Below are 25,104 nucleotides of genomic sequence, written 5' to 3' on the forward strand. Positions count from 1 at the left end.
AGACAGCCGGGCGGAAAAAGATGTCCCAACATTTAACACTCTGAAAACACCTGATGCCTGATCGCCCCTGCAGCTCTAGTAGCACAGCTCGCGGCTTGGAAAACAGTAGAAAGTTTGACAACAGACATGGCGCCTGACCACCAGCCTGAACGCGTCTGTATTGCTAACGCCCCCATGAACCATCCTTCGGCAGAAAGCGAAGCAGGCCACATCCTGTCGTGGCTGCCGCGGTGCCTGCGACAATTCCCGTCAAGATAGAGAGGTTTTATTTCACGAACCTGAAGCGCATGCGCCGCCGAATATATCATCGCGGCTTTGATTGGTTGGAAGCTGCGCGTTTTGTTCCTAGATAGGCTTTGTCCGCTATCGGGCTTCGATTCTGGGCGAAACGATATGAGAGCAGGCAAGGCGGGTTTTCGCGCATGAAGGATCGGCCATTGGGCACATCGGGCATTCCGGGATGGTTGAACCGCTACGAGCCATTGCTGCTCGTGATGTTCGCTGCGCTTTCGGGCGGCATTCTTCTGTTCATCTATTTGACCGGCGAGGTCCTCGAAGGCAGCACGAAGGGGTTCGACGAGGCGATATTGCTGGCGCTTCGTCAGCCCGGGAACCTTGCCATGCCGATCGGGCCGGGATGGCTCACCCATGCCGTCAAGGATATCACAAGCCTCGGCGGGACGACGGTGCTGGCGCTGATGACGGCGCTCGTCACGACCTATCTGTTGCTCGACCGGCAGCGCTCCATCGCCATCTTCATTCTTGCCTCGGTTCTCGGCGGATGGGCATTGAGCACGGCCTTGAAGGTCGGCGTCGCGCGGGCGCGGCCGGAAATCGTGCCGCATCTGGTCGAGGTTCACGATCTGAGCTTTCCGAGCGGCCATGCGATGGTATCGGCCGTGACCTATCTGACCCTTGCCGCGCTGATCTCAGGGACGCGGACCTATCGTTCGACGCGGGTTTTCATCGTCGCGGCCGGCATCCTGCTGACATTGATGATCGGCGCGAGCCGGGTCTATCTCGGCGTGCATTATCCAACCGACGTTCTCGGCGGCTGGTGCGCCGGTGCGACCTGGGCGCTCGCCTGCTGGCTCATCGCCCGCCGCTACATATCGCCTGGGCCAAGGGACAAGGGGTCTGCCGAAAACGATGGTCCGCCTTTTAAATGAGGGAAGCTACCCCTTGCAGGATCAGCACTGGACTTCGAGCCGCGTCGCGACCAGCAGCGAGTAGTCCGTGCCCTTGGGGTCGCTGAAGAACATGCTGGTCAGCGCGGCCTGGTTTTCCGCCATGACTTCCTTCGGGTTGGGCCTGATCACCTTGCGCTTGCAGCGGCCTAAAGCCGGCCCCGACGTGGTCAAATCGTTGTCGGTGGCGAAATCGACCGCCGTATAGAGCGTCTTGTCGTAGATGCCGAAGATGGTGGTTCCCTTGAGAAAGGTCTTCTGCTCCGGCTTCAGCGAAAAGGTCAGCGTCAGCGAACCATCCTTGTAATTGGCCTCAACCGCGTCCGGTTTGGCCATCGGCACCGCTTTGCCGTTGCTGGTGACGTTCGTATAGTAACCATATTGCGCCAGCGAATCCCGGACCGTCTTTCCCACCGCCTTTAGCTCGCTCGCGCTCAACACTTGGTCGCCGCTCTTGCCGTAATCCATGAGCACGGAAGAGGTAAACACCTCGTCGAAGCTCCAGACGTTGCGCAGCTCGCTGATCGAGCCATCGGGCGCCGAGACGACCTCGAACTTGGCATCGATGAAGATATGCGGATGGGCAAATGCGGGAATGGGTAGAAGCGACAGCATCGCAATCAGCAGGGAAATCTTTGTTTTCATGCTTTTCATGCGAGTAGCTACCGCGTTTCGTCCGTCTATCCGATGCGCAGACCTGGACGGCAAATGAGACTGATTTGAGACCCTTTGCGCGTGGGCAAGGCATAGATGCAAGGAAAGGAAACGGGAATAAGGAAACTTGCCTTTTCGGCAAAATACCAGCCTCGGCCTGAGCCGTGACTTTTTCTTTTCGGAGGAAATCTGGAAAACTGGAGCGGGCGAAGGGATTCGAACCCTCGACCCCAACCTTGGCAAGGTTGTGCTCTACCCCTGAGCTACACCCGCTCATTCCCGTCGCGATCCGGGGTAGTGTGTTGGACCGCTGGGCGTCGTCTTGCGGCGACGGGCGCTATATGGCCTAACCATTTTTCAAATGCAACAGGGAAATGACGAGTTCGCGAAGAAAAAATGCATCTTCTTTCCATAAGCTCTCGGAAAGCCCGGAAACGCCGGGCTTTGTCGTCTCGAAGATTGCAATGAAATTGTGAGCGACGTATCAGGGGCGAACCATTCTTCATTGCGAGACGTCATGACCGAGACCAGCCCGAAAACCCGCGACGATCTTTTCCGATTCCTGGATGGGCTCGGCATTGCCCATACCACCAAGGATCATGCCCCGGTCTTCACCGTCGCCGAATCGGTGTCGTTGCGCGACGAGATTCCGGGCGGGCACACGAAGAACCTGTTCGTGAAGGACAAAAAGGACAATTTCTTCCTGCTGACCGTCGAGGAAAACGCGACCGTCGATCTGAAGACCGTCCACACGCTGATTGGCGCGGCCAGCAAGGTGTCCTTCGGCAAGCCGGAAAAGCTGATGGAATATCTCGGCGTCATTCCGGGATCCGTCACGGCTTTCGGTGCGATCAATGACGCGGGCAACAATGTCACCTTCGTCCTCGATGCCGATCTGATGGCGCATGACATCGTCAATTGCCATCCTCTGTCGAACGATGCCACGACATCGATTGCCAGCGGCGACCTCCTGCGCTTCATGGAGGCGACGGGTCATGCGCCGCTAGTCTTGAAAGTGACGAGCTAACGTACGATTTTAGCGCTAAGATATGGCAGGCGGCTTCTCTTCGGGCTGTCCGCGTGCTTTGACCATTCCATTCGGCGTGCTGTCCGGCGAACTCAGTTCGTTTGGGAATCATGCTCCTCACAAGATCAAGGATGCCGGCAGGCGGGAGACACTCATGAGCGGTTCGAACAATCCCTACAACGCTTCCTTCGGCGGGCAGATGTCGGCCTCGGCATCTTACGGCGGCGCGCCGGCCGCAGGCGGCGCTTCGCCGATCAAGGACACGACGACTGCCAACTTCGCCAAGGATGTTATCGAAGAATCGCGCCGGCAACCGGTGCTGGTCGATTTCTGGGCGCCCTGGTGTGGCCCCTGCAAGCAACTGACGCCGGTTCTCGAAAAGGTCGTCACTGAAGCCCAGGGGCGCGTCAAGCTGGTCAAGATGAACATCGACGATCATCCCTCGATCGCCGGTCAGCTCGGCATCCAGTCGATCCCGGCCGTCATCGCTTTCGTCGACGGCCGTCCGGCCGATGGTTTCATGGGTGCTGTTCCCGAGAGCCAGGTTCGCCAGTTCATCGATCGTCTCGGCGGCCCAGCGGGCGGTGCGGACGATCAGGCGGCGGAAATAGCCGCCGTTCTGGAAGAGGCGAGCGGCCTGCTTGCCGCCGGTGATGTCAATGGTGCCGCCGAGCTCTTCGGCGCGGTGCTGCAGGCGGATCCCGAAAATGCCAAGGCGCTCGCCGGCATGGCGGAATGCATGATCGCCGCCGGCCAGAGCCAGCGCGCCCGCGAGGCGCTTGCCGACCTGCCGGAAACGCTCGCCAACGATGCCGGCATCCAGGCGGTGGTGAAGAAGCTCGACCAGATCGACGAGGCCCGCAAGCTCGGCGATCCAGTGGCGATCGAGCAGGAACTGGCGGCCAATCCCGACAATCACGAGCAGCGCGTCAAGCTCGCCAAGATCCGCAATGTCGAAGGCAAGCGCGAAGAGGCGGCCGAGCATCTTCTGACCGTCATGCGCAAGGATCGCAGCTACGACGACGACGGCGCACGCCGCCAGCTCCTGGAGTTCTTCGAGGTATGGGGCGCCAAGGACCCGGCCACGATTGCGGCACGGCGTAAGCTTTCCTCCATTCTGTTCTCGTAAGATCCTGTTTTCCTGATGTGGATGGCGATCGTGCGAAACATTTCGCGCGATCGTTTGTTTAGCTGAATGCGGCGTATCGGCACCTCGGCTAAAATACTCTTGTGTTTTCGGCAGACGGGCTCACATTGTCTGACGACGTGGCGCGGGATGGGAAGCGACCGCGATGTGTGTCGTTCCTGTGCGGCCCACCGTGGCCGGCAGCGCGGTGTTCTAGCGGGATGGAAGAGATGCAAGTCGGCAATGCCAGATATTTGAAGCCAAGCGATCTGCCCGAATCGGTTGCTGTCTTTCCTTTGTCCGGTGCGTTGCTGTTGCCCGGGGCGCAATTGCCGCTCAATGTCTTCGAGCCGCGCTATCTTGCCATGTTCGATGCGGCGATCGCCGGCAACAGGCTGATCGGCATCGTGCAGCCCGCCCTTTCCGAGCCGGCCGAATCGCCGAACCTCTCGCATGTCGGCTGCCTGGGGCGGATCACGTCCATCGCCGAAACCGGCGACGGACGCTATATCGCCGCACTGACCGGCATATGCCGTTTCCGGCTGATGGATGAAATCACCACGCACCAGCCCTATCGTACCTTCCGCATCACGCCTTTTATCTCCGACCTCAAGTCGCACCATGAAGAGGATACGGTCGACCGCGCCGCGCTGCTTTCGGCATTCCGAGCCTATCTGGAAGCCAACAAGCTGGAGGCGGATTGGGAAAGCGTCGAGCGCGCCGACAATATGATGCTGGTCAATTCGCTCTCGATGATGGCGCCCTTCGATCCGGCTGAAAAGCAGGCTCTTCTCGAAGCCCCGGATCTCAAGAGCCGTGCCGAAACCTTCATCGCCATCGTCAAGATCGTGCTGGCCGGCTCCGGCGATACCGATTCGCTGATGCAGTAGGAGCTTGCCGATGGATGTTACGGTCAGCAAAGTCGATCCGAAACTGCTCGATCTCCTCGTCTGCCCGCTGACCAAGGGGCCGCTGAGCTACGATCGGGAAAAGAACGAGCTGATCTCGGAAAAGGGGCGCCTTGCCTATCCGATCCGCGACGGCATTCCGATCATGCTGATTTCGGAAGCGAGACGTATCGAGGATTGAGGCCGGCTCAGCTCGGTTGAGATGCGTCCTTCACTCGGCGGTGCACAAGCAAAAGGCCGAGAAGCGTGCAATATGCAAAGCTCGAGATCACTAGGGCCAACCACAGAGCAGCCTGCGGGCCGGCATAGGTTACCACGGTGGTGAATAATGGCGGCGCCGCTGCATAGGAGAGATTGAGGGGCACCGCCAGTCGTGCCGACGCACGGGCGTAAGTATCGGTGGGAAAAATCTGCAGCGGCAACGTGGCGCGGGTAACGGCGGTGATGCCGCTGGCAATGCCATAAAGTGTGGCGAAAAGCATGGCGCCCGTGAAGCTGTTGCTCAGCAGAAGAACCGCGAAGCTCAAGGGAAACAGAGCCGAGCCCGCGAGGCCGATGGCAAAGCCCGACCAGCGCCCACCGCCGAGAAAATCGATCAAGCGGCCTGCCCATCGCGCAATGCCGATGAAGGCAGCCGCCGCCAGTGCACTGGCATGATCGAGACCGGCAGCTTCGAAGAGGATGATGATCGTCAGGGCAAATCCCCAGGTAACGAAGCCGTTGGCGGCAAAGCTTGCGGCCAGCAAGGTGAAACTCGGCCCATGGATGCGGGCAGGCTCCGGCGCGGTCTTGGCAACCGATTTCTCCCTGGGTTGACGGGCAAGCGTGGTCCAGTGCAGCGGCGCGCAGACAAACAGCATCAGCGCGGCAAAGAGAAGCGTTGTTGCGCGCCAGCCCCATTGATCCTGCAGAAGGGCGGTCAGCGGCCAGACGATCGTCGATGTCAGCCCGCCGGCCAGGATCAAAACACCGAGCGCACGACGTGCGCTCTCTCCGGCCATTTCGCTGACTGCAATCTGTGCCGGTGTGGTCAACATGCAGGTGCCGGCAAGGCCGAGGGCCGCCCATGAAAGGATATAGAAGACCGGACCGTGGGCAAGCCCCACGGTCAGCAATCCGGCTGCGCCCAGAACGGACCCCAAGGTCATGATAGGACGCGTGCCGTGGCGCTCGATCGTGCTGCCCAGCGGCCAGGATATCGCGGCCATCACGACAAGCATGATCGTTGGTCCCGCCATGACCATGGGCAGAGCCATGCCCAGTTCACCAGCCATGGCAGGACCGGTCACTGCCGGCAGATAGAAGGTCGCGCCCCAGCCGATGAGCTGCGTCAGCGACAGGGCGACAACGGCACGAACTGTAGGCGAGCGAAACCGCATGCCAGTAATCGGCGCGGAAAGCGCCATGAAGCCGCGGCAACGATGGAAAAGAGGGGGCATCAAGGACCTTTGGACGCGACTAGCTTTACTTCTTATGGAATGAGGAACATCGGCATTTCCGTCCGCGATGGCGAAAAGAAATTAATGCTGGCTGAGTGGCTGCACTTGCTGTGGTTCCGAGTCCGTTGTGATATTGGGTGGGGCTTAAAGCGTGAATTTCTGGTGTGATTTCATCTCCATTTGTGCTCGATTTTCGCATTATCCTCAAACGAGGAATTTGAGGGGAGCTTGAGGAAAATTCATGCAGGATCGGCACCGCATCTCGCTCAACGCCATCAGGGTGTTTGCCATCGTGGCACGCACGGGAAGTCTGACGGCCGCCGGCAATGAGCTTGGCGTAACTTCCGGTGCGATAAGCCACCAGCTCAAAAAGCTTGAAGACGAGCTTGGGGTGTGCTTCTTCCGTCGGGGAAACAACACCGTCTCCCTCACCGAAGTGGGGCGGCGGTTTTATCAGGAGGTGGGGCCGGCGATCGGGCTCATCGAGCGTTCGGCCGAGGCTCTTTATCGCGACGAAAACGAAATCAGCGTCCACGCAACGACATCGCTTGCGCTGCGCTGGCTCATCCCGTCGCTGGATCGCTTCCGCGCCCTCTGCCCGCAGGTGCGCGTTCGGGTAGAAACGAGTTCTGCGCGGAGTTTTTCAATCGTGCCGCATTCAGATGTCAGTATCCGTCATTTCAGGATAGGGGAGCCGGCCGAAGGATGGGAATTCCTTGCGCGTGATCTGCGCCGTCCGGTCGTTTCTCCGGGCTTGCAGGCAAAAGACGCCAATCGTCAGGAGATTGCCGTTCCGCGCCTGCCGGCTTTGCAATGCTGTGTAGGCAACTGGGATTGGCGGCTCTGGTGCGAGGCGTTCCATCTTTCGCCGGCAGACCTTTCCTTCGGCCATGCCTTCGACACGGACGATGCCGCGCTTCATGCCTGCGTCGCCGGTCTTGGAGTGCTACTCGCACCGACCATCCTCACGGGCCGGGAAATGAAATCGGGTGCGCTGGTAAACCTGCCGGGCTATGAACCGGTCGAAACCGGCACGTATCGCTATCAGCGCCGTTTGGAATCGAGAGCCGTCCGGCAATTCTGCAACTGGATGGATGCCGAGATGCAAAACCTCGAATAGAGGGTTTCCGCTTTAGAGATTGGCGATTCGATCCCGATCCTTCAAATCGCCTCACCAGCCAGCAGCCGCGGATTGTCCTTCGCGGTCGTGCCGGCCGCCTGGCCGATGAAGAAGGATTTGAGGCTGGGCAGGCGGTCGACGATCCCCAGTCCGAAGTCGCGGGCGATACGGAGCGGTGTGTTGTCGTTGGAGAAGAGCCGGTTCAGCACGTCGGTCGTCACTCCCATGCGGAAGGTGTCGAAGCGGCGCCAGGTCTGGTAGCGTTCGAGGGTGTTGATCGAGCCGATGTCGAGGCCGAGGCGGTCGGCCTCGACGATGGTTTCGGCAAGGGCCGCCACATCCTTGAAGCCGAGATTGAGGCCCTGGCCGGAGATCGGGTGGATGCCGTGGGCGGCATCGCCGGCCAGTGCAAAGCGCGGTGCGACGAAAGCACGGGCAAGCGTCAGGCCGAGCGGGAAGGCGCGGCGTTCTCCGACAGTGGTGAGTGCGCCGAGCTTGTGGCCGAAGCGGCGTTCCAGTTCCTCCTCGAAGACGAGATCGTCCGAGGCGACCAGCCGTTCGGCGTCGGCGGTGCGTTCCGTCCAGACGAGCGAGGAGCGGTTGTTCTTCAACGGCAGGATGGCGAAGGGGCCGGAGGGCAGGAAATGCTCCTCGGCGCAGCCGCCATGCGGGCGCTCATGCTCGACGGTGACGACAATGCCGGACTGGCCGTAATCCCAATTGACGGTCTTGATAGCGGCCATGTCGCGCAGCTTGGAGCGCACGCCGTCGCAGGCGACCAGAAGCCGCGTTTCCAGAGTGCTGCCATTCGAGAGGGTGAGCGTGGTCTTGTTGTCGTCGGTGACGAAATCCGTGGCGCTGAGGCCATGCTTTATCGGGATATCCAAGCGCTCACAGGCACCGCGAAGCGCCCCGACCATGGTCAGATTCGAGACCATGTGGGCGAAGGGCTGACCCTCGGCGACTTCGCCGTCGAAGGTGAGGAAGACCGGGCGGACGGGGTCGCCGGTGCGCGAATCGGTGACGATCATGCGGGTGATCGGCTCGGCCTCCGGCGCGATCTCGTTCCAGACGCCGAGAACATCGAGCATCTTCGAGGCGGCGGCGATGATCGCCGATGCCCGCATGTCCTTCTTCCAGGCGGTTTCGGGAGCGGCTTCCACGATCATGACGTCGAGGTGAGGTGCGGCCTGCTTGACTGCGACTGCTGCGGCAAGACCCACATATCCGCCACCCACTACCAGCATGTCCAACATAGCGCTTCCCTGTGTCTTACTGTCACGTCCTGCTCTATATAGAGCATCCTGTTGACGGTTCCTACCATGGGAGTTCAAGCAAAATGTCGCGAGAGACCGAGAAGCTCACCCCGATGGAAACCGTACTGGCGACGCTCGATCTCGAAACGATCGAGATGAACCTGTTTCGCGGCAATAGTCCGCAGGTGGGCTGGCAGCGCGTCTTCGGCGGACAGGTCATCGGCCAGGCGCTGATGGCGGCGCAGAGAACGGTGAATGGCGATCGCTTCGCACATTCGCTGCATGCCTATTTCATGCTGCCGGGCGATCCTTCGGTGCCGATCCTCTATCAGGTCGACCGCCTGCGTGACGGCTCCAGCTTCAATACGCGGCGTGTGCTGGCTATCCAGCATGGCAAGGCGATCTTTGCGCTGACCGCATCTTTTCAGGTCGACGAACCCGGCTTCGATCATCAGGGCGATATGCCTGATGTGCCGATGCCGGAGGAACTGATGGACGAGGAGCAGGTCAAACAACGCTACCTCGCCCACGCGCCGGAGAACGTCCGCCGCTACTGGGAGCGCAAGCGGGCGATCGAAATCAGGCCCGCGTCGATCGAGAGCTATTTCTCCCGCGCACAGCCGAGCCAGCGGCAGAATATCTGGGTTCGGGTAACGGGACCGGTGCCGGATGACCGGCTCTACCAGAATGCGGTGCTCGCCTATCTCTCCGACATGACGCTGCTCGATGTTTCCCTGAATGCGCATGGCACATCGGTTCTGGACCCGACTGTCCAAGTGGCGAGCCTCGACCACGCCATGTGGTTCCATCGACCGTTCAAGCTGGACGACTGGCTGCTCTACAGCCAGGAGAGCCCCAGCGCCTCCGGCGCGCGCGGATTTACGCGTGGCAGCCTGTTTACGCGATCCGGTATCCTGATTGCGTCGGTAGCGCAGGAAGGCCTGATTCGTAAAAAGGCAAATGATTAAATAAAGTGCAATTTTATAAAATTGCACTTTATTTGTGCTGCTCTTTTGGCGAGAAATGCCGCTTTATTGGATCTACGCAATAAATCTGTTTTATTTCAATACGTTATAAATGTGTCACGAATCTGGCACGCCCTTTGAATGTGTATGGCCAGTCGCTGCAGAAACACTCGTCGGCGGCAAGGAGAGTCGGCTCCGCGCCGAGGCTAACAAAGGATGGGAAACCAGATGAAAATTGTGATGGCCATTATCAAGCCGTTCAAGCTCGATGAGGTCCGTGAGGCCCTCACGGCTGTCGGCATCCAGGGCCTGACTGTGACCGAAGTGAAGGGCTACGGGCGCCAGAAGGGGCATACCGAGATCTATCGCGGCACCGAATATGCCGTCAGCTTCCTGCCGAAGCTGAAGATCGAAGTCGCCGTCGCATCCGAAACCGTCGATAAGGCCGTCGAGGCCATCGCGTCGGCCGCCAAGACCGGCCAGATCGGCGACGGCAAGATCTTTGTCTATTCCATTGACCATGCCGTGCGCATCCGTACGGGCGAAACCGATTCAGAAGCGCTGTAAGACACGGCGGACCAGGGAGTTATTTGCATGTCATTTTCCAAGCTTTCCTCTGCCCTGACACGGGTGGGCGCGCTTTCTGCGGCCTTGCTTGCGCCGGCGATCGCCTTTGCGCAGGAGACCGCCCCGGCTGCAGCCGCTGCGACCGCCGCCGCGCCGGTTCCGGACAAGGGCGACACCGCCTTCATGTTCATCTCCACCATTCTCGTGCTCTTCATGCTCGTTCCGGGCCTTGCGCTGTTCTATGGCGGTCTTGTCCGCGCCAAAAACATGCTCTCGGTCCTGATGCAGTGCACGATGATCGGCGCGGTCGTGATGATCATCTGGGTTCTCTACGGCTATTCCTTCGCCTTCGGCGGCGGCACCAGCCCCTATTGGGGCGGCACGGCCAAGATGTTCCTGTCGGGCGTTTCGACCTCGACGACGGCTGCAACCTTCTCCAAGGGCGTCGTCATTCCTGAGTTCATCTTCATGCTGTTCCAGATGACCTTTGCCGCCATCACGCCGGCCCTGATCATCGGTGCCTTCGCCGAGCGCATCAAGTTCGGCGCCGCCGTGCTCTTCTGCGCGCTGTGGGCGACCTTCGTCTACTTCCCGATCGCCCACATGGTCTGGGATTCCAACGGCATGCTCTTCAAGATGGGCGCGCTCGACTTCGCAGGTGGCACCGTCGTTCACATCAACGCCGGTATCGCAGGCATCGTCGGCGCCATTCTCGTCGGCAAGCGCGTCGGCTTCGGCAAGGACATGATGGCTCCGCATTCCATGACGCTGACCATGGTCGGCGCATCCATGCTCTGGGTCGGCTGGTTCGGCTTCAATGCCGGCTCGAACCTTGAAGCATCCGGCGGCGCAATGCTCGCAACCGTCAACACCTTCATCGCAACCGCAGCCGCCATCATCTCCTGGTCGCTGGTCGAAACCTTCACCCGCGGCAAGGCCTCCATGCTCGGCGGCGCTTCGGGCATGGTTGCCGGCCTCGTCGCCATCACGCCTGCAGCCGGCATTGCCGGTCCGATGGGCGCGATCGTCATGGGCCTGATCGTCTCGCCGCTCTGCTACTTCTTCGTCTCGGTCGTGAAGAACAAGTTCGGCTATGACGATACGGCTGACGTCTTCGGCGTGCACTGCATCGGCGGCATCTTCGGCGCCATCGCAACCGGCATCTTCGCCAGCGCCTCGCTCGGCGGCGTCGGCTATGCCGAAGGCGTCACCATGAGCAGCCAGGTCATCGTCCAGCTGACCGCCGTCGTCACGACCATCCTGTGGTGCGGCATCGGCTCGGCGATCCTCTACAAGGTCGTCGATGTCATCATCGGCCTGCGCGTCGCTCCGGAAGCCGAGCGCGAAGGTCTCGACCTCGCCTCGCACGGCGAAGCCGCCTACCACAATTCCTGATCGGAGCTTGCGAGACCGGAGCAAAGTTTCCGGTCTCGCTGAACATCCCGTCGCGTCCTGTTTCATCGCAAATAGGTCGCTCTTGGCCCGGACCTCGGTTCGGGCCCTTTTCTTTGGTGCAATCACATTCAGCCGGAAAGGCCGACAATCCCCCGGCCCGGCGCGCATGGTTAACATGCCATTAACCCTCCTCTGATTAGGTATGGCTAACCTGCCGGCGAGTGGGCATAGACCGATTCGCTTGCGCTTTGGACTGGAACGGGGCTTGATATCATGGGCAGAAGCAATTCGGCGGCGTTAAGCGGTCGCCCCGACCGTTTATCGCTTTCGAGCGTGGTTTGGCGTCAGATCAAGGGGCTGTCGGGCTTTGCCATATTGTTCCTGCTGGCGCTCGCCGTTGCGGCGCTGGCGACCTGGAACGTCATGGATCCCAGCTATTCCTACGCAACTGCCAATGCGCCGACCAACCTGCTCGGCTTTCCCGGCGCCGCCTTTGCCGATATCATGATGCAGTCGCTCGGCCTCACCTCGCTTCTGGCGATGCTGCCCGTCGTCGCCTGGGCCTTTGCTTTGATCACCAACCGCAAGCTTCATCGGGTACCCTCGCGCCTCGGCGCCTGGTTCGGCGGTTGCATCGTCGCAGCCGGCTCGATCGCCTGCTTTCCCGCCCCGCCGACCTGGCCGATCCCCAACGGCATCGGCGGTGTCGTCGGTGATCTTCTGCTACGCCTCCCGGCCCTTTTCATCGGCACCTATCCGAGCGGTGTCGTCGCCATCATCATCGGTTCGGTTCTCGCCGTCCCGGCCATTTGGCTCATGCTCTTTGCCTCCGGTATCATCGGCGAAAATCTCGTGGAAGACGAGGAGGATGAGGACGATTACGAGGAAACCCGTAGCCGCGCCCGTCGGGTGGGCGACGTGGACGAGGATGACGACCGCGGCAGCTTCCTTGGCAATTTCATGGCCTTCGGCGCCGTCATGCATGCCTGGTACAACACCCAGGCCCGCCTGCGCCGGCTGTTCGGCATGGGTCCGCGCAAGCGCCGCGACCATGCCTTCGACGCGCCTTACGATTTCAATGATGACGAATTCGGCACGCTGAACGAGCCCGTGCGCGCCAAAGCGCCGATGGTGCGTGGTGACCGTCTCGATCCGTCCATGGATGGCCCCGCCGCCCGGCGCGTCGTTTCCGCGCCCTCGATCAGCCTCGGCGATGACGAGGATGAGGACGACGATTCCCTTTATGATCGCGATCCGCGGCGTCCTGCCGATATCCTGCCTGACGATGAGGATGAAGATTGGCCGCTGGCCCCGGCTGCATCGAAGGGGGCCGCCGCCGGCCATCGCGTCACCCCGGCCGCGCCACGCCCGAAGCCGGGCGCGCGGGCTGAGCGCGAGGCGCAGACGTCCTTCATTCGTCCCTACGGCTTCCAGCTTCCCGCCGTCCATCTACTTGCCGAGCCGAAGGCCGTCGCCCGCGATGCAACGCTCTCGGCTGACGCGCTGGAGCAGAATGCGCGCATGCTCGAAGGCGTGCTGGAGGATTTCGGCGTCAAGGGCGAAATCATCCATGTCCGCCCCGGTCCGGTCGTCACGCTCTATGAGCTGGAGCCGGCGCCAGGCATCAAGTCGTCCCGCGTCATCGGCCTTGCCGATGATATCGCCCGTTCGATGAGCGCGATCGCTGCCCGCGTCGCCGTCGTTCCCGGCCGCAATGCGATCGGCATCGAGCTGCCGAACTCGACGCGCGAGACGGTCTATCTGCGCGAGCTGATAGCCAGCCGGGATTTCGAGACCTCCAAGGCGAAGCTTGCCATGTCGCTCGGCAAGACGATCGGCGGCGAGCCCGTGATTGCCGATCTCGCCAAGATGCCGCATCTGCTCGTCGCCGGTACCACCGGCTCGGGTAAATCCGTCGCCATCAATACCATGATCCTGTCGCTGCTCTACCGCATGACGCCCGAGCAATGCCGTTTGATCATGATCGATCCGAAGATGCTGGAACTCTCCGTCTATGACGGCATTCCGCACCTCCTGTCGCCTGTCGTCACTGACCCGAAGAAGGCCGTGGTTGCGCTCAAATGGACCGTCCGCGAGATGGAAGAGCGCTACAAGAAGATGTCGAAGATCGGCGTGCGCAACATCGACGGCTTCAACAGCCGCGTCGAACAGGCCGTCGCCAAGGGTGAGGCGATCAGCCGGACCGTGCAGACCGGCTTCGATCGGCAGACCGGCGAGGCGATCTACGAGACCGAAGAATTCGACCTGAAGCCCATGCCCTATATCGTCGTCATCATCGACGAAATGGCCGATCTGATGATGGTCGCTGGCAAGGATATCGAAGGCGCGGTGCAGCGCTTGGCGCAGATGGCGCGTGCGGCTGGCATCCATGTCATCATGGCAACGCAACGCCCCTCGGTCGATGTCATCACCGGCACGATCAAGGCGAACTTCCCCACCCGCATCTCCTTCCAGGTAACGTCGAAGATCGATAGCCGCACCATCCTCGGCGAGCAGGGTGCCGAACAGCTGCTCGGCATGGGCGACATGCTCTATATGGCCGGCGGCGGGCGCATCCAGCGCGTCCACGGACCCTTCGTCTCCGATGGCGAGGTGGAGGATATCGTCGCTTATCTGAAGACACAGGGCGCGCCGCAATATCTCGATGCCATCACTGCCGATGACGACGAGGACGATGACGGCCATGGCCCGGCAGGCACGTCCAATCTCTCCGATTCGGAGGATCCCTATGATCAGGCAGTTGCGATCGTGCTGCGTGACGGGAAGGCCTCGACCTCCTATATCCAGCGCCGTCTCGGCATCGGCTACAATCGTGCCGCGTCGCTGATCGAGCGCATGGAGCAGGAGGGACTGATCGGCCCGGCCAACCATGCCGGCAAGCGTGAAATTCTCGTTCCGACCAAAGCCGACATTCTGGATCGCTGAGGCGATCCGTCTTCCGGTATTGCGTATCCAGCCTATGTTCAGAGAAATTTGATCGCAGCCCTTACCGGCCCTGGGCCGTTGCGCCATGAAGACGCCGATTTTGCGCGCCATGGACGAAGCATGAAGGAGAATTTGATGACAAAGTTTGATGCGCAGCCGTCCAGCCGACTTTCCCTGACCCGCCGGCATTTCCTCGGCGCCGTGGTTGCGGTCGGTGCGGCAGGCGCTCTGCCAGTTTCGGCTTTCGCGCAGGATCAAGCACCGACGCAGGCAGCCGCAGCTACCCTCAACCCCGGCATCGCCCAGGCCATTGCCGACCACTTCTCGTCCATCAAGTCGATGAAGGGTGGTTTCCTGCAGATCGGCCCGCGCGGCGATCAGATGAGCGGCGCCTTCTTCATCCAGCGGCCCGGCAAGATGCGCTTCAACTACGATCCGCCGTCGCGCATGCGCGTGATCTGCGACGGGAACAACGTGCAGGTCATCAACGACCAGACGCAGACGAGGAACATGTATCAGCTGTCGAAGACGCCGCTGAGCCTGCTGCTGGCCAACAAGATCGATCTTTCCGCCGACATGGTGCGCAACGTCGATTCGCAGCCGGATCTGACCAAGATCACGCTCGGCAACCGAACTGTCTTCGGCGATTCCACCATCACGATGATCTTCGATTCGAAGTCCTATGATCTGCGCCAATGGACAGTCATCGACCCGCAGGGCAAGACGACCGATGTGATCATCAACAATGTGAAGACGAATGTCGCCTTCGACGACAGCGTTTTCCGCATCGATTACACGCGCTGAGCGTCGTCTCCATCCCGAGTCATAGTAAGCGGCGAATGGCGCTTTTCTTTCCGCCACAGCCGGTCTAAAGCCTTAGGCTGACCGGAGGGACCAGCGATTCATCGAATCGCCGAGTCGCTCCGGCTGTCTGTTTTGACGCAATTCCGGACGGAAAACCGCTGCGCACTTTTCCTCGAATTGCTTTAGGGAAAAGGTTGGGGCATGGGATTTTCGATTGCGACCTGGAATATCAATTCGGTGCGGCTGCGCATGCCAATTGTCGAGCAGTTCGTCATGCAGGCCAGGCCCGATATTCTCTGCCTGCAGGAAACCAAGGTTCCGAATGAGCTTTTTCCGCATGCGCCCCTCCGCGCGCTTGGCTATGAGCACATCATCATCCATGGCCAGAAGGGTTATCATGGCGTCGCCATTGCCTCGCGTTTCCCGCTGACCGAGGACCACCGCCAGGATTATTGCAATGTCGGCGACAGCAGGCATATCTCGGCCATCTTCGAGCGCGGTGGCCGCCGCATTCGCCTGCATAACTTCTATGTGCCGGCCGGCGGCGACGAACCGGATCGCACCGTCAATCCGAAATTCGGCCACAAGCTCGATTTCATCGAGGAGATGAAGAAGCTGCATGCCAATGCCGAGCAGAACACCTCCGCCATCCTCGTCGGCGATCTCAATATCGCTCCGCTCGAGCACGACGTCTGGTCGCACAAGCAGCTCCTGAAGATCGTCAGCCATACGCCTGTGGAGACCGAAGGGCTTCTTGAGGTGATGAAACGCGGCGCCTGGCTCGACCTGATGCGCCAGCAGGTGCCGGAAAACGAAAAGCTCTATACGTGGTGGAGCTATCGCGCCAAGGATTGGGAGGCCGCCGACCGTGGCCGCCGTCTGGACCATATCTGGTCATCCTCCGATCTCGGCCCGCATCTGCAGAGGATCGAAATCCTGAAAGCGGCGCGCGGCTGGGATCGTCCATCCGACCACGTGCCGGTCGTGGCGCATTTCAATCTCTAAAAGGGATTGAGGTTATTAGAGCGTTTGCGCTTTTCTTTGAATCGCGAAAACGCTCTATCCTTCTGTATTTACGCGATTCCGGACGGAAAACCGCTTCGCACTTTTCCTGGAATTGCTTCAGGAAAAGCGCCCGAGCATTGCTGCCGCTTGTCTGGCCAGGGCGGCGAAGTTTTCGCGGATACGGTTCTGGATCAGCAGACCGGCGTCAGGATATTCCTCGATCAAGCGGTGAAAGAGGGCGCGCGTGATGCGAATCACGTCGGACTCTTCGGCGGCGACAGCCGTATATTTCCGTTCCACCAAGGTCACCATCGCCAGTTCCGAAAGCATGGTGCCTGCCTGGACTATCGCTTCCACCTGTATCTGGCCGTTAGCATCGATGGTGCTGAGCTCGAAACTGCCGCGCGTGATGACATAGGCGCATTCGGCGGGCGATTTTTCCCGGAACAGTGTCTGGCCTTCGTTCACGTGGCGGCGATCGGCACCGAAGGCGATCAGTCGCAGTGGCTCGTCGCCCATGCCATGAAACAGCGGCAGTTGCGACAGCAGTCGAATATCGTCGTTCAGCGCCATCGATCGCCTATGGAATGATCTTGTAGCCGCCGTTTTCCGTGACCAGGATTTCGGCGTTGGAGGGATCGCGTTCGATCTTCTGGCGAAGGCGGTAGACATGCGTTTCGAGCGTATGGGTGGTCACGCCGGAATTGTAACCCCAAACCTCTTCGAGAAGGATATCGCGGGTCACGACCTTCTGGTCGGCGCGATAGAGATAGCGGATGATGGCGGCTTCCTTTTCCGTGAGGCGGATCTTCTGTCCATCTTCCGTGGTCAGCAGTTTCTGGCTCGGCTTGAAGAGATAGCGTCCGACAGTAAAGGTCGCATCCTCGCTCTGCTCGTGCTGGCGCAATTGCGCGCGGATGCGGGCGAGGAGGACAGCGAAGCGGAAAGGCTTCGTCACATAATCGTTGGCGCCGGCTTCAAGGCCTAGGATGGTGTCGGAATCCGTGTCGTGGCCCGTCAGCATGATGATCGGCGGCTTGAAGCCGTTCTTTCGCAGCAGCTTCACGGCCTCGCGGCCATCCATATCGGGCAGGCCGACATCCATGATCAGGAGATCGACGGGCACGGTGCGCGCCATCTGCACGCCCTTTCCAGCAGTCACTTCCTGCAGGACGTTGAATTCCTCGTAAAGCGATAATTGCTCGACCAACATCTCACGCAGGTCGTTGTCATCATCCACCAGGAGAATGGTGCGTGCCGTCATGCCGTTCGGGTCCTTGTTCTCATTCCTCCTAAGTCCTACGCCAAATTGCACTTTTGGCAAGTCGCGAGGCGGCTCAGGCTTGGTCGTTTGGTTGAAACTGCTATGATTTCAAACGAAATCACACGCAAAGCAAAAACATGTGAGGGAAATGCAAAAGATAAGGGCGGAGGCGGGACGGACCGCATCGACGATCGTCGTGCGGCCTGCGCCGGGTAAGAAAACGCGGGCATTGGTGCAAGTGGGGGCCATCACGGTACCGGCGGCAATCGGCCGGTCCGGGCGCAGCATCTTGAAGCGGGAGGGCGACGGTGCGACGCCTATTGCGGGCATGAAGCTACTCTATGGCTTCACGCGCGGCGATCGGGTCCGCTTCCTGCGGACGGCACTGCCGATGCGGCATATCCGGAAGGATATGCTCTGGTGCGATCAACCCGACGATGCCAATTACAACAGGCCGGTGAAGGCGCCCTTCAAGCCGAGCCACGAGGAATTGCAGCGGGAGGATGGCCTTTACGATATCTGCCTGGTGCTGGATTGGAACGTGCGCTCGCGCCGGCGCAATCGCGGCTCGGCGATCTTCTTCCACCTGATCAGGCCGGGATATGAGCCGACGGCCGGGTGTGTTGCGGTGAGCCTGCGCGACATGAGGCGCATCCTGCCGTTACTGCGAAGGGGTACGACCGTCCGGGTTGTCTGAAAGGTCGCCCGGGGTTAACATCCCGCTATTCTCCACTATATGGGATTTCGACCGGTGCGCCTTTGCGGACCAGACCGACCCCTTTTCTTTTAGAATTTAAATCACGCCTTCACTCCACCCGCTTCTCATCCTTTGGAGACTTATCGTGACCACGCAACCGACAATCACGTTCAATGACGGCAATTCCATTCCGCAGGTCGGCCTCGGTGTCTGGCAGACGCCGGAAAACGTTGCGCCGATGGCCGTCAGCACGGCTTTGAAAGCCGGCTATCGCCATATCGATACCGCAGCCATCTATGCCAACGAAGATGGCGTTGGCGAAGGCGTGCGCCAGTCCGGCGTTGCCCGCAAGGACATCTATCTCACAACCAAGCTCTGGAATGAGGCACAGGGTTTCGATTCCACGCTGAAGGCCTTCGACGAAAGCCTGAAACGGCTCGGCACCGACTATATCGACCTCTACCTCATCCACTGGCCGTCGCCGCATCGCAACCGCTATCTCGACACCTGGAAGGCTTTCGTCCGTCTCAAGGAAGAAGGCCGCGCCCATTCGATCGGCGTCTCCAATTTTGCCGCCGCGCATCTCGAACGTATTATCGGCGAGACCGGCGTGACGCCTGTGCTGAACCAGATCGAGCTGCATCCCACCTTCCAGCAGAAGGAACTGCGTGCCGTTCACGACAAACTCGGCATTAAGACCGAATCCTGGAGCCCGCTCGGCCAGGGCAAGCTTCTCAGCAATGCTGTCATCGGCAAGGTCGCCGCCAAGCATGGCCGCACGCCGGCACAGATCATCATCCGCTGGCACATCGACAACGGCCTGATCGTCATCCCGAAATCGGTGACGCCGAGCCGCATCGAGGAAAACTTCAACGTTTTCGATTTCAAGCTCGACAGTGACGACCTGGCTGACATAGCCAAGCTCGATTCCGCCGGAGGTCGCATCGGTCCGGATCCGCTGACGGCGAGCTTTTGATCGCAGGTTGCCATCAGTTTATGCAAAGAGGCCCGGAGTGAAGACTCCGAGCCTCTTTTGTCATCCTGGCGTCCTGAGTGCCGTCAGACCTGAACCCAGGCCGGTGCCACAGTCGGTCCTTTGCCGAGAAAGAAGCCGAAGTGGATGTTCATCTCGCCGATAGGCTCGATGAAACGGGCATTGCTAAGCGGACCGGCGTTGACCGGCTCGAAGCCGATAGATTTGACGAGGTCGGATACGGCATGTTTTGCCTTCTCGTCGTCTCCGGCAATGAAGACCTGTAGCACCTTGCCGTTACGTCCTTCTGAGGGCAGCAACGGTGCGAAAATCGTATTGAAAGCCTTTACCACCGTCGCCTCGGGCACAAGCGCCTGGATTTCTTCGGCCGCCGAGCTCGAGTGTCCGATGACGAGACCACGGAAGTCCGCGGTTGCGGGGTTGCTGACATCGACCAGCACCTTTCCCCTGAGATTTCCGGCTTCCTTCAACGTTTCCGCGATAGCGCCATAGGGCAGCGCCAGTATGACGATATCTGCGAGCTTGATGGCGGCGGCAACCCCGCCCGCTTCGATGCCAGCGCCCAGTTCGGCGGCAAAGGCTGCTGCCTTTGCGGGATCGCGATGGCCGATGATGACGTCAGACCCTGCACCGGTCAGCAGACGCGCCAGTCCCGCACCCATATTTCCGACACCAATGACAGCGATTTTCATATTTATCAGCTCCTTGTTGTGACTGAGAAACATATAAAATTATCGCCATATCCGGATAAATGGTCTAGATAACTCAATACTTGAAACGGATTGTTTCTAATGGATCGCTTCTCCGGCATGAACGTTTTCGTCAAGGCAGTCGAGCTCGGCTCCTTCAGTGCTGCGGCAGAGGCATTGAACATGTCGCCACAGCTCGTCGGCAAACATGTGCAATTTCTCGAACAGCATCTTGGTGTTCGGCTTCTGAACCGCACCACGCGTCGTCAGCACCTGACGGAAGTCGGCAGCCAGTTTTACGAGCGCTCGCGCAATATACTGGCAGAAGTCGAGGCTGCGGAGGCGCTGGCGGCGGAAACCCGGGCCGTGCCGCGCGGGAAGCTGAGGGTCAACGCCCCCGTCACCTTCGGTATCCATGCGCTCGCGCCAACGCTTCCTAAATATCTGGGAGCGCATCCGGAGGTTTCGATTGATCTGTCGCTAACGAACCGCATGGTGGATCTGATCGATGAGGGCCATGACGCAGTCTTTCGCGTCGGTGAGCTTGCTGACAGCGGGTTGATCGCCCGTCGTCTCGGTCCCTATCGTCTGGTGATCTGTGCTGCGCCGAGCTATCTGCGCGCCCGGGGCACCCCCTCTACGCCAGATGATCTTCGAAATCATGAGTGCCTGATCTTCTCGCATACAATGCTCAGGACTCATTGGGATTTTGAAGGAACGGAGGGGAATGTGAGCGTTCCGATCTCCGGCCGGCTGATGATCGACAATGGTGAGGCGCTGCTGAAAGCCGCGCTGGCAGGGCTCGGCATTATCCTACAGTCGTCTGAACTCATCCAATCGAGCCTGGAAACGGGAGCGCTGGTATCGCTTTTGCCCGGATATAGCGTGCCGACGCGCCCGCTGCATGTTCTCTACGCGCCGGATCGCCGCATCACGCCGAAGCTCCGTAGCTTTCTCGACTTCGTTTCGGCGGAATTCGGCGGCCACGGACCGGCGTGACCGGATGGCGGGATTATCCTCCGCTATCCTCTCGGCTCATTCTCACGAGACCTCCTGCGCAAGGGCATCACGCCTTGAACGCGCCATGCCGGTGATGGCGATGGCCAGCGTCGCGACGATGAGCAGGGCGCCGACTGCAAAGGTGATCTGCATGCCTGTTGCAATGGCTTCCGGGCGTGCCGTGATAATATCGCTCGTTCCCGATCCTAGCGTGAAGATCGCACCCATGACGGCTGTGCCTGTGATCAGGCCGAGATTTCGCGACAGGCTCAACATACCGGAAATCACGCCACGTTGCCCCGCCTTTATGTCCTTCATGATAGTAGTGTTGTTGGACGCCTGAAAGAGCGCATAGTTTGCGGTCACGATAACCAGCGGACCGATGTAGCCGGCGGCTCCGAACCTGCCTTGCAACATCACTATCAGGAAGAGGCCGACAATCATGCCAACAAGACCCGTCATGGTCACGCGCTGGGCGCCGAAGCGGTCGGCGATGCGGCCGGCCGGTACGCCCGTCAGGGCCGACACCAGCGGGCCGCAGGACATGATGGCGCCGACATGGGCTGCATCGAAGCCAAGGCTGCGGGAGAGATAGAAGGGGCCGACCACCAGCGTCGCCATAATGACGGTGGAAACGAGGGTGCTCATGGCAAGACCTGCGCTTAGCGATGCATCACGGAACATCGAAGGGCGCAACAACGGCGACTCCACTTTCGTTTCAGTGACCGCAAAGAGAACGATGCCGAAAGCTGCCGCTAACAGCAGGCCGATATTCGGCGCACCGAAGCTGCCGTGCCCAAGGGTCATGGCCAGCGCATAGGCAGCGAGTGTCAGGGACAACAGCAGGGTGCCGATCGTATCCAGTCGGCCCTTGCTCGCCTTCCGGTCCCGACGATCCGCCGGCAGGAAGCGGGCGGCGAGCAGAAAATTTGCGATCCCGAGCGGCACATTGATGAGGAAAATGGTCTTCCAGCCGAAGCTGGCGATCACGACGCCACCGAGCGATGGGCCGAGCGTGGTGCCGATCGCGGACATGGTGCCGAGCAAGCCCATGGCGCTGCCCGTCCGGTCTTTCGGCACGGTTTCGCCGACCATCGCCACGGCCAGCGCCATCATCATGGCGGCACCGAGGCCCTGCAGACCTCTGGCGGCGAGCAATAGCCAGAGGGTCGGTGCGACACCGCAGAAGAGCGAGGCGAGGGTGAAGAGGCTTATGCCGATCAGCAGCAAGCGCCGCCGGCCAAAAATGTCGCCCAGGCGCCCGACGCTGACGATCAGCGTGGTGATAGCAAGCAGATAGGCAAGCACGATCCATTGCACCTGCTGGAAGGAGGCACCGAATGCCTGGGCAAGCGTCGGCAGCGCGATATTGGCAATGCTGGTACCGAGCGAGGGCATCAGCATGGAGAGCGAGAGGCTGGCGAGCGCCCAGCGGGTCGAGGATGCTGATTTTGTGTGGCCGGCTTTGCCCGGATCTTCGATCATTGGTTGCAACATGAGCTCCATTTTTAGCGACCTAATAAAACTTCCGGCAGAAAGGTAGCTCTCGACGCGATATGGCGGAACGCGCAGCATTTGCACTTCATTCGTGCGTTTGACGCTATATATTACACAAACCGTGCTATGCTCGCGGCATGTCCACGCCCGATCTCAATCTGCTCATCACTCTCAATGTTCTGCTTGCCGAAGGCAGTGTCGCGCGCGCTGCCCGGCGATTGCGGCTCAGCCCATCCGCCATGAGCCGGCAGCTTGCGCGGCTGCGTGAGACGACAGGGGATCCGTTGCTGGTTCGGGCGGGCCGGGGGCTCGTGCCGACGCCGCGGGCGCTGGAGCTGCGCGACCGTGTCGGTCAGCTTGTGCGGGAGGCGGAAGCGGCCTTGCGGCCCGCCGAAAGCTTGGATCTGAAGCAGCTTGCTCGAATTTTCACGCTGCGCACCCGCGAAGGTTTCGTGGAGAATTTCGGCGCTGAACTGATCGCGCGCATTGCCGAGCAGGCGCCTGGCGTTCGGCTCTACTTCATGCAGAAGCTGGACAAGGACAGCACGCCTTTGCGCGATGGGGCGATCGACTTCGAAACCGGTGTTGTCGGTGACGATACCGGTCCGGAATTGCGAACGCAGGCGCTGTTCCGCGATCGCTTCATTGGCGTGGTCCGAAGCGGACATCCGCTGAGTGAAGGAGAGGTGACCCCGGAACGTTACGCTGCCGGGCAACATCTTCTGGTATCACGGCGCGGCCTTCAGAAAGGGCAGATCGACGAGGCGCTGGAAGAGTTGGGCCTGAAGCGGCAGATCGCAACGATTGTCGGTAGCTTTTCGGCTGCGCTGGCCTTGGCGCGCGCCTCCGACCTGATCGTCAGCGTACCGGAGCGCTATACGGGCAATCTGCGTGTCGGCATGCATAGTTTTGCGTTGCCGGTGCCGACATCGGGCGTCATGATCTCGTTGCTCTGGCATCCGCGCATGGATGCGGATCCGGCGCATCGCTGGCTGAGGGGCTGCATTCGCGATGTCTGCGCCGGATTGCGTTCGGGGCAATCAACCAGATTCGAAGTCGGCTAAATAATTGCGCAGCAGCCGGTCAAGAGCTTTTCGTTCGCCTTCAGAAAGGGTGGAGATCAGCCGTTTCTGCGTTTCGACATGTGCCGTCACCGCCGCATCGATAAGCTCGAAGCCTTTCGGCGTCAGGGATATCAGGAAGCTGCGGCCATCATCCGGGTTCTGGCTGCGAGCGACGAGGCCGGCCCTTTCCAGCTGGTCGATACGATTGGTCATCGTGCCCGACGAGACCATCATCGTTTCCATCAGGTCGCTGGGGGAGAGCGTATAGGGCTCGCCCGAGCGGCGCAGGGTCGCCAGCATATCGAAGTTCGCGGAATTTAGGCCGAAGCGGCCGAAGGTTTTCTCCATCTCGCGCGAGAGATGGAGCGCGAGATTGCGCAGGCGCCCGAAGAGGCCCATCGCCGTGGTGTCGAGGTCCGGCCGTTCACGGCGCCACTGGGAGAGAATTTTGTCGATGCGATCCATAACGAGATCTCGCCATGAATTTATCTTGACGTCAAGGTATTTCATATTATCTTGAAGTCAAGATAAATTTGAGGCCAAGGCCATGAATCGGAATTTCGACCTGTTGCTCACCGCCATCGCGCCGGCGATCTGGGGAAGCACCTACCTGGTAACGACGCAGCTTTTGCCGGCTGGCTATCCCCTTACGGTCGCGATGCTGCGCGCCCTGCCGGCCGGTATGCTGCTGCTCCTGATCGTGCGGCGGCTGCCGCATGGGGACTGGTGGCTGAAGTCGCTGGTGCTTGGGGCGCTGAATTTCTCCATCTTCTGGTGGCTGCTATTTATTTCGGCCTATCGGCTCCCCGGTGGCGTGGCGGCGACTGTCGGTGCCGTCCAGCCGCTGATCGTCATCGTGCTGGCGCGCTTGCTGCTGGGATCGCCGATCCGCAGCCTTTCGATTGTTGCGGCGATTGCCGGCATCGGTGGTGTCGCGCTGCTGATCCTGACGCCGAATGCGACGCTCGATCCGATCGGCATTATTGCAGGCATTGGCGGCGCCTTCTCCATGGCGGCCGGAACCGTGCTCAGCCGCCGTTGGCGGCCGGATGTTTCGCCGCTGACCTTTACGGCATGGCAGCTGACGGCGGGCGGCGTGCTTTTGCTGCCGGTGACGCTGCTGCTCGAGCCGCCGCTACCGCATCTGACCGGCGCCAACATTCTCGGCTTCGCCTATCTCGGTCTGATCGGCGCGGCGCTGACTTACATTCTCTGGTTCCGGGGCCTGTCGCGGCTCGAACCTTCGATGGTCTCGCCGCTCGGCTTCCTCAGCCCAACCATGGCCGTGATCCTGGGATGGGCGGTGCTCGGCCAGCAGCTGAGCCCGATGCAGATGTTCGGCATTGTCGTCGTGCTCTGCAGCGTCTGGCTGAGCCAGCGCGTGCAGCAGGCTCCGACGGCAGGAAATCCAGTGCTTGGCGGGAGACAAGCCGCCACATCGAAGCAATAGAGCAGCCGCCGAATTTCCCTCGACAAACAAAAAGGGCGGCCATCAGGCCGC

General features: G+C 60.4%; 25 protein-coding genes and 1 tRNA gene. 17 read left to right on the forward strand and 9 right to left on the reverse strand.

The annotated features are described in order from the left end of the window. The first annotated feature begins 422 nt into the window (after positions 1 to 422). On the forward strand, positions 423 to 1,169 hold the full coding sequence (locus AC13QE_RS17155) for a phosphatase PAP2 family protein (protein WP_488484548.1): 747 nt from the start codon (positions 423 to 425) through the stop codon (positions 1,167 to 1,169). Between the two features lie 21 nt (positions 1,170 to 1,190). On the opposite strand, the gene AC13QE_RS17160 is transcribed toward AC13QE_RS17155, so the two are convergent. Beyond that, positions 1,191 to 1,832, reverse strand: a complete 642-nt coding sequence (locus AC13QE_RS17160) for a DUF1007 family protein (protein WP_112412987.1) — start codon at positions 1,830 to 1,832, stop codon at positions 1,191 to 1,193. Positions 1,833 to 2,039: 207 nt separating this feature from the next. Beyond that, a tRNA-Gly gene (locus AC13QE_RS17165) sits at positions 2,040 to 2,114 on the reverse strand. Positions 2,115 to 2,358: 244 nt separating this feature from the next. On the opposite strand from AC13QE_RS17165, the gene AC13QE_RS17170 reads away from it, so the two are divergent. From AC13QE_RS17170 to AC13QE_RS17185, 4 genes are all read left to right on the forward strand, one after another. Further along, positions 2,359 to 2,868 (forward strand): prolyl-tRNA synthetase associated domain-containing protein, encoded by a 510-nt coding sequence (locus AC13QE_RS17170; RefSeq protein ID WP_488484549.1) that lies wholly within the window; start codon positions 2,359 to 2,361, stop codon positions 2,866 to 2,868. A 154-nt stretch (positions 2,869 to 3,022) separates the two neighbouring features. Next, entirely contained in the window at positions 3,023 to 3,997 is a 975-nt protein-coding gene (trxA, locus tag AC13QE_RS17175; RefSeq protein ID WP_488484550.1) for a thioredoxin, read from the forward strand. A gap of 227 nt (positions 3,998 to 4,224) precedes the next feature. Beyond that, positions 4,225 to 4,884: an LON peptidase substrate-binding domain-containing protein gene (locus tag AC13QE_RS17180; RefSeq protein ID WP_112336287.1), complete on the forward strand. Its 660-nt coding sequence runs from the start codon at positions 4,225 to 4,227 to the stop codon at positions 4,882 to 4,884. A 10-nt stretch (positions 4,885 to 4,894) separates the two neighbouring features. Then, positions 4,895 to 5,083 carry a Trm112 family protein gene (locus tag AC13QE_RS17185; protein ID WP_488484551.1) on the forward strand — a complete coding sequence of 63 codons (189 nt, stop codon included), beginning with the start codon at positions 4,895 to 4,897 and terminating at the stop codon, positions 5,081 to 5,083. A gap of 7 nt (positions 5,084 to 5,090) precedes the next feature. Here AC13QE_RS17185 and AC13QE_RS17190 read toward each other — a convergent pair whose 3' ends face one another. After that, positions 5,091 to 6,341 (reverse strand): MFS transporter, encoded by a 1,251-nt coding sequence (locus AC13QE_RS17190; protein ID WP_488484552.1) that lies wholly within the window; start codon positions 6,339 to 6,341, stop codon positions 5,091 to 5,093. A 241-nt stretch (positions 6,342 to 6,582) separates the two neighbouring features. Here AC13QE_RS17190 and AC13QE_RS17195 point away from each other — a divergent pair, with 241 nt between their 5' ends. Then, positions 6,583 to 7,461 (forward strand): LysR substrate-binding domain-containing protein, encoded by an 879-nt coding sequence (locus AC13QE_RS17195; protein WP_488484553.1) that lies wholly within the window; start codon positions 6,583 to 6,585, stop codon positions 7,459 to 7,461. 41 nt (positions 7,462 to 7,502) lie between these two features. Here the strand turns inward: AC13QE_RS17195 and AC13QE_RS17200 are convergent, their stop codons facing one another. Then, positions 7,503 to 8,717, reverse strand: coding sequence for a ubiquinone biosynthesis hydroxylase (locus tag AC13QE_RS17200; protein ID WP_488484554.1), 1,215 nt, complete (start codon positions 8,715 to 8,717; stop codon positions 7,503 to 7,505). A gap of 83 nt (positions 8,718 to 8,800) precedes the next feature. On the opposite strand from AC13QE_RS17200, the gene tesB reads away from it, so the two are divergent. The 6 genes from tesB (at position 8,801) to xth (ending at position 16,399) form a co-directional block, all read left to right on the forward strand. Continuing rightward, complete coding sequence (gene tesB, locus AC13QE_RS17205; protein ID WP_488484555.1) at positions 8,801 to 9,685, forward strand: acyl-CoA thioesterase II; 885 nt, start codon at positions 8,801 to 8,803, stop codon at positions 9,683 to 9,685. A 213-nt stretch (positions 9,686 to 9,898) separates the two neighbouring features. Continuing rightward, positions 9,899 to 10,249 (forward strand): P-II family nitrogen regulator, encoded by a 351-nt coding sequence (locus AC13QE_RS17210; protein WP_015341499.1) that lies wholly within the window; start codon positions 9,899 to 9,901, stop codon positions 10,247 to 10,249. Positions 10,250 to 10,276: 27 nt separating this feature from the next. After that, entirely contained in the window at positions 10,277 to 11,644 is a 1,368-nt protein-coding gene (locus tag AC13QE_RS17215; protein ID WP_132720008.1) for an ammonium transporter, read from the forward strand. Positions 11,645 to 11,917: 273 nt separating this feature from the next. Then, positions 11,918 to 14,590: an FtsK/SpoIIIE family DNA translocase gene (locus AC13QE_RS17220; RefSeq protein WP_488484556.1), complete on the forward strand. Its 2,673-nt coding sequence runs from the start codon at positions 11,918 to 11,920 to the stop codon at positions 14,588 to 14,590. Positions 14,591 to 14,725: 135 nt separating this feature from the next. After that, positions 14,726 to 15,394 carry an outer-membrane lipoprotein carrier protein LolA gene (locus tag AC13QE_RS17225; protein WP_488484557.1) on the forward strand — a complete coding sequence of 223 codons (669 nt, stop codon included), beginning with the start codon at positions 14,726 to 14,728 and terminating at the stop codon, positions 15,392 to 15,394. 201 nt (positions 15,395 to 15,595) lie between these two features. Next, complete coding sequence (gene xth / locus AC13QE_RS17230) at positions 15,596 to 16,399, forward strand: exodeoxyribonuclease III (protein WP_132720011.1); 804 nt, start codon at positions 15,596 to 15,598, stop codon at positions 16,397 to 16,399. A 117-nt stretch (positions 16,400 to 16,516) separates the two neighbouring features. Here the strand turns inward: xth and AC13QE_RS17235 are convergent, their stop codons facing one another. Both AC13QE_RS17235 and AC13QE_RS17240 read right to left on the reverse strand, forming a co-directional pair. After that, complete coding sequence (locus AC13QE_RS17235) at positions 16,517 to 16,972, reverse strand: cyclic nucleotide-binding domain-containing protein (RefSeq protein ID WP_015341494.1); 456 nt, start codon at positions 16,970 to 16,972, stop codon at positions 16,517 to 16,519. Between the two features lie 7 nt (positions 16,973 to 16,979). Beyond that, complete coding sequence (locus AC13QE_RS17240) at positions 16,980 to 17,663, reverse strand: response regulator transcription factor (protein ID WP_488484558.1); 684 nt, start codon at positions 17,661 to 17,663, stop codon at positions 16,980 to 16,982. Positions 17,664 to 17,811: 148 nt separating this feature from the next. On the opposite strand from AC13QE_RS17240, the gene AC13QE_RS17245 reads away from it, so the two are divergent. Both AC13QE_RS17245 and AC13QE_RS17250 read left to right on the forward strand, forming a co-directional pair. Further along, positions 17,812 to 18,360: a L,D-transpeptidase family protein gene (locus AC13QE_RS17245; protein ID WP_488484559.1), complete on the forward strand. Its 549-nt coding sequence runs from the start codon at positions 17,812 to 17,814 to the stop codon at positions 18,358 to 18,360. Positions 18,361 to 18,505: 145 nt separating this feature from the next. Beyond that, the gene (locus AC13QE_RS17250; protein ID WP_488484560.1) at positions 18,506 to 19,336 is read left to right on the forward strand and encodes an aldo/keto reductase; all 831 of its coding nucleotides are present in this window, start codon (positions 18,506 to 18,508) and stop codon (positions 19,334 to 19,336) included. 83 nt (positions 19,337 to 19,419) lie between these two features. Here the strand turns inward: AC13QE_RS17250 and AC13QE_RS17255 are convergent, their stop codons facing one another. Next, positions 19,420 to 20,079 carry an NADPH-dependent F420 reductase gene (locus tag AC13QE_RS17255; protein ID WP_488484561.1) on the reverse strand — a complete coding sequence of 220 codons (660 nt, stop codon included), beginning with the start codon at positions 20,077 to 20,079 and terminating at the stop codon, positions 19,420 to 19,422. 66 nt (positions 20,080 to 20,145) lie between these two features. Between AC13QE_RS17255 and AC13QE_RS17260 the strand changes: the two genes are divergently transcribed. Further along, positions 20,146 to 21,042: a LysR family transcriptional regulator gene (locus AC13QE_RS17260; protein ID WP_488484562.1), complete on the forward strand. Its 897-nt coding sequence runs from the start codon at positions 20,146 to 20,148 to the stop codon at positions 21,040 to 21,042. Between the two features lie 42 nt (positions 21,043 to 21,084). Here AC13QE_RS17260 and AC13QE_RS17265 read toward each other — a convergent pair whose 3' ends face one another. After that, positions 21,085 to 22,539, reverse strand: a complete 1,455-nt coding sequence (locus AC13QE_RS17265) for an MFS transporter (RefSeq protein ID WP_488484563.1) — start codon at positions 22,537 to 22,539, stop codon at positions 21,085 to 21,087. A gap of 137 nt (positions 22,540 to 22,676) precedes the next feature. Here AC13QE_RS17265 and AC13QE_RS17270 point away from each other — a divergent pair, with 137 nt between their 5' ends. After that, positions 22,677 to 23,603 (forward strand): LysR family transcriptional regulator, encoded by a 927-nt coding sequence (locus tag AC13QE_RS17270; RefSeq protein ID WP_488484564.1) that lies wholly within the window; start codon positions 22,677 to 22,679, stop codon positions 23,601 to 23,603. Here the strand turns inward: AC13QE_RS17270 and AC13QE_RS17275 are convergent. Then, a complete protein-coding gene (locus AC13QE_RS17275) occupies positions 23,580 to 24,068 on the reverse strand; it encodes a MarR family winged helix-turn-helix transcriptional regulator (protein WP_488484565.1) in 489 nt (162 codons plus the stop codon). The genes AC13QE_RS17270 and AC13QE_RS17275 overlap by 24 nt on opposite strands. Positions 24,069 to 24,150: 82 nt before the next feature. Between AC13QE_RS17275 and AC13QE_RS17280 the strand changes: the two genes are divergently transcribed. Further along, the gene (locus tag AC13QE_RS17280; protein WP_488484566.1) at positions 24,151 to 25,053 is read left to right on the forward strand and encodes an EamA family transporter; all 903 of its coding nucleotides are present in this window, start codon (positions 24,151 to 24,153) and stop codon (positions 25,051 to 25,053) included. Positions 25,054 to 25,104: the final 51 nt, after the last annotated feature.

The sequence above is a fragment of the Martinezella sp. CNPSo 3957 genome (assembly GCF_057784395.1).

What these genes read in the sequence shown, in the direction of transcription:
- AC13QE_RS17160 (WP_112412987.1), bottom strand. Translation starts at nt 1,832, where the DNA reads ATGAAAACAAAGATTTCCCTGCTGATTGCGATGCTGTCGCTTCTACCC.
- AC13QE_RS17265 (WP_488484563.1), bottom strand. Translation starts at nt 22,539, where the DNA reads ATGTTGCAACCAATGATCGAAGATCCGGGCAAAGCCGGCCACACAAAA.
- AC13QE_RS17270 (WP_488484564.1), top strand. Translation starts at nt 22,677, where the DNA reads ATGTCCACGCCCGATCTCAATCTGCTCATCACTCTCAATGTTCTGCTT.
- AC13QE_RS17260 (WP_488484562.1), top strand. Translation starts at nt 20,146, where the DNA reads ATGGATCGCTTCTCCGGCATGAACGTTTTCGTCAAGGCAGTCGAGCTC.
- xth (WP_132720011.1), top strand. Translation starts at nt 15,596, where the DNA reads ATGGGATTTTCGATTGCGACCTGGAATATCAATTCGGTGCGGCTGCGC.
- AC13QE_RS17215 (WP_132720008.1), top strand. Translation starts at nt 10,277, where the DNA reads ATGTCATTTTCCAAGCTTTCCTCTGCCCTGACACGGGTGGGCGCGCTT.
- AC13QE_RS17180 (WP_112336287.1), top strand. Translation starts at nt 4,225, where the DNA reads ATGCAAGTCGGCAATGCCAGATATTTGAAGCCAAGCGATCTGCCCGAA.
- AC13QE_RS17190 (WP_488484552.1), bottom strand. Translation starts at nt 6,341, where the DNA reads ATGCCCCCTCTTTTCCATCGTTGCCGCGGCTTCATGGCGCTTTCCGCG.
- AC13QE_RS17210 (WP_015341499.1), top strand. Translation starts at nt 9,899, where the DNA reads ATGGGAAACCAGATGAAAATTGTGATGGCCATTATCAAGCCGTTCAAG.
- AC13QE_RS17245 (WP_488484559.1), top strand. Translation starts at nt 17,812, where the DNA reads ATGCAAAAGATAAGGGCGGAGGCGGGACGGACCGCATCGACGATCGTC.
- AC13QE_RS17240 (WP_488484558.1), bottom strand. Translation starts at nt 17,663, where the DNA reads ATGACGGCACGCACCATTCTCCTGGTGGATGATGACAACGACCTGCGT.
- AC13QE_RS17155 (WP_488484548.1), top strand. Translation starts at nt 423, where the DNA reads ATGAAGGATCGGCCATTGGGCACATCGGGCATTCCGGGATGGTTGAAC.
- AC13QE_RS17195 (WP_488484553.1), top strand. Translation starts at nt 6,583, where the DNA reads ATGCAGGATCGGCACCGCATCTCGCTCAACGCCATCAGGGTGTTTGCC.
- AC13QE_RS17280 (WP_488484566.1), top strand. Translation starts at nt 24,151, where the DNA reads ATGAATCGGAATTTCGACCTGTTGCTCACCGCCATCGCGCCGGCGATC.
- AC13QE_RS17200 (WP_488484554.1), bottom strand. Translation starts at nt 8,717, where the DNA reads ATGTTGGACATGCTGGTAGTGGGTGGCGGATATGTGGGTCTTGCCGCA.
- AC13QE_RS17185 (WP_488484551.1), top strand. Translation starts at nt 4,895, where the DNA reads ATGGATGTTACGGTCAGCAAAGTCGATCCGAAACTGCTCGATCTCCTC.
- AC13QE_RS17170 (WP_488484549.1), top strand. Translation starts at nt 2,359, where the DNA reads ATGACCGAGACCAGCCCGAAAACCCGCGACGATCTTTTCCGATTCCTG.
- tesB (WP_488484555.1), top strand. Translation starts at nt 8,801, where the DNA reads ATGTCGCGAGAGACCGAGAAGCTCACCCCGATGGAAACCGTACTGGCG.
- trxA (WP_488484550.1), top strand. Translation starts at nt 3,023, where the DNA reads ATGAGCGGTTCGAACAATCCCTACAACGCTTCCTTCGGCGGGCAGATG.
- AC13QE_RS17235 (WP_015341494.1), bottom strand. Translation starts at nt 16,972, where the DNA reads ATGGCGCTGAACGACGATATTCGACTGCTGTCGCAACTGCCGCTGTTT.
- AC13QE_RS17255 (WP_488484561.1), bottom strand. Translation starts at nt 20,079, where the DNA reads ATGTTTCTCAGTCACAACAAGGAGCTGATAAATATGAAAATCGCTGTC.
- AC13QE_RS17225 (WP_488484557.1), top strand. Translation starts at nt 14,726, where the DNA reads ATGACAAAGTTTGATGCGCAGCCGTCCAGCCGACTTTCCCTGACCCGC.
- AC13QE_RS17275 (WP_488484565.1), bottom strand. Translation starts at nt 24,068, where the DNA reads ATGGATCGCATCGACAAAATTCTCTCCCAGTGGCGCCGTGAACGGCCG.
- AC13QE_RS17220 (WP_488484556.1), top strand. Translation starts at nt 11,918, where the DNA reads ATGGGCAGAAGCAATTCGGCGGCGTTAAGCGGTCGCCCCGACCGTTTA.